Source organism: Helicobacter sp. MIT 14-3879 (assembly GCF_003364125.1).
Genome location: NZ_NXLP01000011.1, coordinates 46,588 through 53,186, shown reverse-complemented (window position 1 = coordinate 53,186; position 6,599 = coordinate 46,588). Strand labels below are relative to the sequence as shown.

The 6,599-nt window shown below is 32.2% G+C and carries 5 protein-coding genes and 1 pseudogene; all 6 read right to left on the bottom strand.

The features are described 5' to 3' along the window. Positions 1 to 66: 66 nt before the first annotated feature. Positions 67 to 2,124 carry a restriction endonuclease subunit S gene (locus CQA44_RS07315; protein ID WP_258864931.1) on the bottom strand — a complete coding sequence of 686 codons (2,058 nt, stop codon included), beginning with the start codon at positions 2,122 to 2,124 and terminating at the stop codon, positions 67 to 69. Further along, positions 2,121 to 2,462, bottom strand: a complete 342-nt coding sequence (locus CQA44_RS13195) for a hypothetical protein (protein WP_258864930.1) — start codon at positions 2,460 to 2,462, stop codon at positions 2,121 to 2,123. The genes CQA44_RS07315 and CQA44_RS13195 overlap by 4 nt, the downstream gene beginning before the upstream one ends. 122 nt (positions 2,463 to 2,584) lie before the next feature. After that, on the bottom strand, positions 2,585 to 4,225 hold the full coding sequence (locus CQA44_RS07310) for an N-6 DNA methylase (protein ID WP_258864929.1): 1,641 nt from the start codon (positions 4,223 to 4,225) through the stop codon (positions 2,585 to 2,587). Between the two features lie 81 nt (positions 4,226 to 4,306). Further along, entirely contained in the window at positions 4,307 to 5,122 is an 816-nt protein-coding gene (locus tag CQA44_RS07305) for an SMODS domain-containing nucleotidyltransferase (protein WP_115546621.1), read from the bottom strand. Beyond that, positions 5,109 to 5,630, bottom strand: coding sequence for an SLATT domain-containing protein (locus CQA44_RS07300; protein WP_115546620.1), 522 nt, complete (start codon positions 5,628 to 5,630; stop codon positions 5,109 to 5,111). Before CQA44_RS07300 ends, CQA44_RS07305 begins: the two co-directional genes overlap by 14 nt. Before the next feature lie 137 nt (positions 5,631 to 5,767). Further along, positions 5,768 to 6,016 (bottom strand): annotated as a pseudogene (locus CQA44_RS07295) (DUF4156 domain-containing protein); the annotation flags it as partial. Between the last annotated feature and the right edge of the window lie 583 nt (positions 6,017 to 6,599).

Below are 6,599 nucleotides of genomic sequence, written 5' to 3'. Positions count from 1 at the left end.
ACCATTCATAACCCTTGCCTATATGCCTAAATTTCATTTACTCCTTGCTATCATCATTTGCTAAAGCTATTCTCCTAATATCATTTGCTCTATTTCTTTTTTAGCAGATTTGAGAATCTCTTTTGCCTCTTGCTGTAAGTTCTTTGCCTTATCTCTGCGATGAGTGATTTCATCGGCAATTTGTTGCTGAATCTCTAGGGGTGGGAGAGGGATTTTAAGATTTAAAAGTTCGCTTTGGTTAATTGAAGCCATAATTGCACCACTAGATTCTCTTTTAAGCAATTCTTGAAATAAATTCGTTCTTAAAATAAACATTAGGAAATTCTTTAGTAAATCATTTGTGTGCCTAATAATAAAAAACCCTGTGGAAGCAATTAGATTCTCCTTTTTGCTATCAACAATTGCAATAGCTTTCATAGAACCACTTAGACTTGAAACTAACAAATCGCCCTTATGGACTTTTTGCCTTGCACGACTAGGAAAATCACTATTTATGCTTTTAATGTTTTCAATATTGCCATTTTCTTTATTGATTGAAGATAAATCAATATAATTAATGCTTTCATATTTCTTGGTGTCTTCTAAGATATTATTAATCAATACTTTTTCCCCCAACCTCACCACAGGATATTTAGCTCCACCCCAAAGTCTGTGCAAGTCAGTTTGAAATTTCACCATTTCACTGATAGGTAAAATATTCTCCATAATGTCAAAATTAACAACAAATTCATATATTACCCCCCCCCTAGATTCTGGAGCTAATATAATATTTTCTATATCGATTTTTGCCGCATTCAAAACTTCTTTTGCTTTTGTCTGCAATGCCAATGCTTGATATTGAGAATCTAAAAGTTTTTTGGCGATTTGATTTTGAATCTCTAGGGGTGGCAAGGGGATTTTGAGATTCAAAAATTTATCAATATTAAGATGTTTTATCACTGCACCGATACTCTGGCGATTAGCTAGAATGTTCATCATAGAGCTTGCAAGCAAAAACTGCAAAAAATATCTATTAACTTCTTGAGCTATCTTTAACCTAAGTATCCCCCCGCTAATAATATAATCTCTTGAGGTGTCTGCCTCTAGGCATATCCCTATCGTGCCATCTTTGGAATACAAAAGTTCATTTTCTTGAGGCTGGAAAGTTTTAAGATTCTCATACAAAGAAGCACTAATAAACTTTTGCACATTCTCAAAGTCTATGCCATTGCTTGAAATATCGCTCACCCTAATAAATGGAATCTCTTTACTTTGAGAATATTCATTACTACCAACTTCTATGCCCTTTTTGAAGTCTTCTATCGTAGAAGCTAGATTTACTAAAGGATAGGGGGAGCAATGCAAGGCTTTTTCTAAATCTTGATAGTATTTTTGATGATAGCTTGGGTCAAAGCGAGAACCGCTTAAAGCACTTATTTTTTGCGTGAAGATTCTAGAATCTAAGGTATTGTTTGTTTGCATTGGCATTACAATACCTAATTCCCCCAATAGATATTCATCAATAGAATCTAAAATTTCTTTTGCCTGTTGCTCTTTGTCTTTCTTGGCTTGATAGGCGTTGTCCATAATATCAATGATTTGCTGTTGGATTTGTTTGGGTGGAATAGGAATTAAAAGATTCTCAACATCAGATATTTGCATTCTAGGCAATGTATTACCTGTCATCAAATATTTTGTTTGATTTACCACACAATCTAATAAAAGAAATATTGATAAAAATTTATTAGAAATTTTTTCTTTATTAAGAGAATCCAAAACAATAAATTCAGAACTACAGCCACCACTAAATTCAGCATAATAAACTTTATTGAGATAAGGGCGAAGTTTTCCAAATAAAACTTCGCCCTTATTAAAAATATTGCATTCCCCTTGTCCTTTATCTTCACTACTCTCAAGGTACAACCCCGTATTAGATTCTATATTTGCCATTCCTATATAGGTTTCAACGTTTTTTGCAATAGATTTTTGATTTAAAAACTTAACAATATATTTCAATTTAAGTAAATTATTTTTATATTGTTTTTTCAGTTTTTCAATAATTTCTAATCTTTCATCCATATAGTAATTCGGCTGAAAACTTCCTCCATACACTTCGCTAAAATCCCTCAAAAATACTTCACTCATTTTTTACCCCAATTTTGTGCATAATATTCTTTAAACTGCTGGGCGACTTTAGCCAAATCGCATTGCTCATATTCGCAAGTTTGCTTACCTGTGGCATCAAAGCCTATCTCCTCAACAATAGCCATAAAAATGCGATACTCTTCTAAGGTTTTGATTTGCTCCTTTGCCTCACTCTCTATCTTGTCTCTTATAATTTCTTCTTTAAATTTATATTCTCCTTTGATATTTGCAATTTCGTTTTTAAGGGTATTAATATTGTCTTTTAAGATTTCATTTTCTAAATCATTTTTGAGTTCTTTTTCTAGGGATTTTAGTTTTTTATTGAGTGGGGCTATCATTTTCTTACTCTCTTCTCTTAGAGATAAAATCTCTGGCTTATACTTTAAAGTGCTACTTTGCTCAATGCTTTCTTTTTGAGAGATAAAAGATTCATAAGCCTTTTTGGGCTTCTTTTTTAAAATTAAAATGCTTGATTTACTCCCGCCCCATAGTTTGAAAAGGTATGTTGGGGTAGAGAAAAAGAAGCAAGCAGATAGAATCTCTCTAGCAAATAATCTCGCACATTTTGTGTGCTAGAATTTGTCAAGATTCCATCGGGCAAGACACAAGCAACAATGCCATTGTCTTTTAAAAAGTCAAAATATCGCTCTAAAAAGAGAATTTCACTTTTTTGAGATTCTAAATCTCTGTTTGATTTTTTATCTATGATTTCATCAATGAAATGCACTTCACTTTTAGCAAAATCAAAGTTTTCAAAATACGATTTGCTTGAGGGGATACTAGAGCCAAATGGGGGATTGGTAAAAATATAATCAAAAGTATTTCTTTGGAATTTGTTATTTTTAATGATGAAGTTTTCAAAGGAATCTAGCCCATCGGCAGTAATGACATTGGTATGTCCATCATCGTGGATAATCATATTCATTTTAGCTGTTTGTGAAATCCCGCCGCTGATTTCTATGCCATAGAGATTTTTTTCAGCAAAGGAATGCCAAAAGTTATGCTGCGAGGTTTTATCTTTAAGCTTTTTGCTTTTTTCTTGCATATATTGCAGGGTTTGCAGTAAAAATCCTCCACTTCCACAACTTGGGTCTAACACTAAATCATCTTTTGTAATCTCAAAGCATTGCACGATAAATTTAACAATATTAAGCGGTGTGAAATATTGCCCTGCTGTGCCTTTAAAAAAGTCGGCAAAAAACTTTTGGAATACTTGTCCTTTAATGTCTAAATCTGTTTTGCTAAGATTGATTGATTCTAAATTTTCCACAAGGAATTTAATTTCGTCTGCATCAAGGATTAAGGAGTTATCAAAAACATTTTTATCTTTTTCTTTATAACGATTATAAAGTTCTTTAATTCTTTTTTCTAAGCCGTACTTATTCTCATCGCGATTTTTTTGAAACTCATAATATTCTTTGTTGTAATCTGCATCATATTGGGCAATTTTTTCGTCCATAATTTTAGTAAAAATAATCTTGCTAAATTCGCTAAAAGCTTCTGCTGGATTTCTTTTGCCACCATTCCATAAGTAATTATGGATTTTTTGTAGTAATGATTTTAGCTCTATCGTGGTGATTGGCTGGATATTATTATCTTTAGAATCTCTTTCATATTTCCATAGAGGTGCATCGCCACCATAGTCTGGAATATCATCAATCAAATCATTACCATCATCTTTAATATAAAGCGTTATTTTTTCTTTACCATTTGTTGCTTGTGCATAATCCGCTCGCAAAAAATTTGCATAGCTTAAAGCTTGTTCTTTCGCTTCTCGCAAATCTCTTTGGTTTTGTTTTTTAAGCTCAATGACAATATAAGCTTTCTTATGAGAATCATCAGCATACACAATAATATCCGCTCTTTTTTGACTTTTATTTTCACTGCCTCGTTTGACAGGGATTTCTATGCCAATATGCCCTAAGGGATATTTTTTCTGCAAGAGAAGTTTTGCAAAAATCTCAGCCCTCACTTGCTCTTCGGGATTTTTATAATTTTGCTTTGAGGGCTTTTTGGTATGATAGACAATAAAATCTCCCTCAAAACTAATATAGTTTTGTCCGATAGCTTCTTTAAGTGTTTGATTTAAATCTTCTTGCATTTTTTCTCCTTAGATTTCTTTTATAATAGTTATGTAAAACTCAAAATTTTTAAAGATACTTTCCAAAATATTTTGCATAAATTATTCAAATAAGTCTTTGATACAGGATTCATTGTCATAATCTCTAGCTTCTTTGGCTGACTTTTTGAGCTTTTCGATTCTATTCTTTTTATCTTGAGATAAGTTTGAATTAATAGGTAGCAATTCGCAAAAGCTATAAAAATGCTCGCTCAAATCCCCAGAAAAATGTTGTTGCACTATCCATTTTTCTAGCCCATAAGATTCATAAATATGCCCTTGCTTTGCATTCCAAATTTTAGCCACCCTTACCAATCGCCTTAGAGTTTGATTATTTGCTAATGCTCCGTCTAAATCATTTGGATTAGTTGAAATCCAATCCAAAACTCGCGTTTGATACCAATTTTGCTTGTTTGGAATTCTACAATATCCAAAATCATCAATAATAGCAGGGACTAAATCAAATTTAATATGATTGAGTTCTAAAACTACTGCTGGGAAACTTTGCTTGCAAATAGAGGTTGGATATTTGGATTCTGCAAATTCTTTCAGGTAGTTCAAATAGGTCTGTGGCTTTTTAGGGTAATTATTTCTAGCTTCCAAATGATAAAACTCATTAAATTTTTTTCCAAAAACGACCATTATATCGACATCAGAATTATCATCAAATTGCCTTGAAATCATTGTTCCTCTTTTATATGAACCAAAAATAAGGTAATCATCGATTTGATTTTTTGCATTCAATGAAAACTCATCATTTTCATCATATTGTTTTAATCTTTGGTATATCGTGTCGATAGAAATCTTAATCTTATTCTTCTCATTATCCCTTACAATCGCTCTTTCCGCCAAACCATTTAAATAGCTATTCACGCTCATTTTTCTCCTTATCTGCTTGATATTGTGTGTTTTTATCTGTTTTAATCTGTCTTTTTGCGCTTTTATATCCCATTGAAACAATAGGTAAAGAATGCTTATTTATTTTATTTCTTTTAGAATCTAGCTTTTTTAAATATCCTTTTTGTCGTTCTCTATTCATTCCCACAGATTGTATTTCTAAAAAGATTCTTGCTTTGTTTCTAAGAGATAAATATTGATTCCCGCTTCTGTAATGCGAAAAATACTTTTCTTGAGGATTTAAAAAGACAAGCAACATCGTAATAAGCCCCGATAAAAAAGCAATAAAACCACTCCAATATTCATTTAAATCATCATACACAAAAACCAAGCTCGCACAAACAGAAATAATAGAGGCTATCATTAAGACATAATTTCCATATCTCCAATATTTTGCACTCTCAAAGTGTCCCTTAGATGAATATTCAGAATCTTCTATGATTCTTTTAATCTCTTTTTTAATATTTTCTAAAATTTCATTTTCACTCACTTTTTACTCCCACCAGATGAGATTTTTAAACTTTAGAATCTATTTTAATAGGTTCTTTTAGAGAATTTCAAAAAAAGAAACCCAACAAAACTATGAGGAAATCTATTTTATGAAACTCTCCCACTCAAATAAATTCTCTACTCACATTTATAAACTTCACCTTCTACTAAATATTCTTGTGAATCCCAAAACAAATTCCAACCTTTTCCCATATTTAATATATATAAAGTATCTCCACCCAATGTTGCAGATTTATTTTTCAAATCATTTAGGGCAGATTCTCTTAAATCTAGCAAACTCATAGAATCAAAAGTATCTATCTTTTGCCCAATTTCTTGACTCAACAAATGACAATCTTTAGGCTTTTCGTTTGTTGTTTTTATGCTTTTAGCTTGAGAATAATTGCGTTTTTGATGTGCAGCCCAACAATAAAGCTAAAAAATAATTGCAATACAATTTTCATAACTCTCCTACTAATAAAAACAAATTTCACTTCCTCCCATCTTCTAGCACCCTAACTTCTTTGCTAGATTCTATCTCTAGCACTACATAGGGTAAGCCCTGCTTATTTAGCTCTTTCATAAAAAAATCGGGGTCATTTTGCTCCATATTCCAAACTCCCGCACCTTGCGTTGAGCGATAAATTGCAGATTGTTCGCATTTAGATTGGGCATTTAGACTCGCTAAACTCCTTTCACCTCCAGCTTTAAAATCACAATTTCTCATCTCAACTGCTTGTGCATTATTTTTCTGCAGCCCCGATTTCTCATCTAAAATCTTAGAATTTCTTTCAGCTTCTTTTACTTCCGCATTACCCCCTAAAATCTTAGAATCTTGACTTTCTTTTTTGCTTGATTCTATGTTATTTTGTGCTAATTTTTGCAATTCAGTCGCATTATCAATCCCCTGATATTCCCCGCCCTGTGGCATATCTTTATTTAGCTCCAAACGCTTGGCATTAAAAGATTC

Coding starts and splice junctions, on each gene's coding strand:
- CQA44_RS07315 (WP_258864931.1), bottom strand. CDS start 2,124: ATGAGTGAAGTATTTTTGAGGGATTTTAGCGAAGTGTATGGAGGAAGT.
- CQA44_RS13195 (WP_258864930.1), bottom strand. CDS start 2,462: ATGATAGCCCCACTCAATAAAAAACTAAAATCCCTAGAAAAAGAACTC.
- CQA44_RS07310 (WP_258864929.1), bottom strand. CDS start 4,225: ATGCAAGAAGATTTAAATCAAACACTTAAAGAAGCTATCGGACAAAAC.
- CQA44_RS07305 (WP_115546621.1), bottom strand. CDS start 5,122: ATGAGCGTGAATAGCTATTTAAATGGTTTGGCGGAAAGAGCGATTGTA.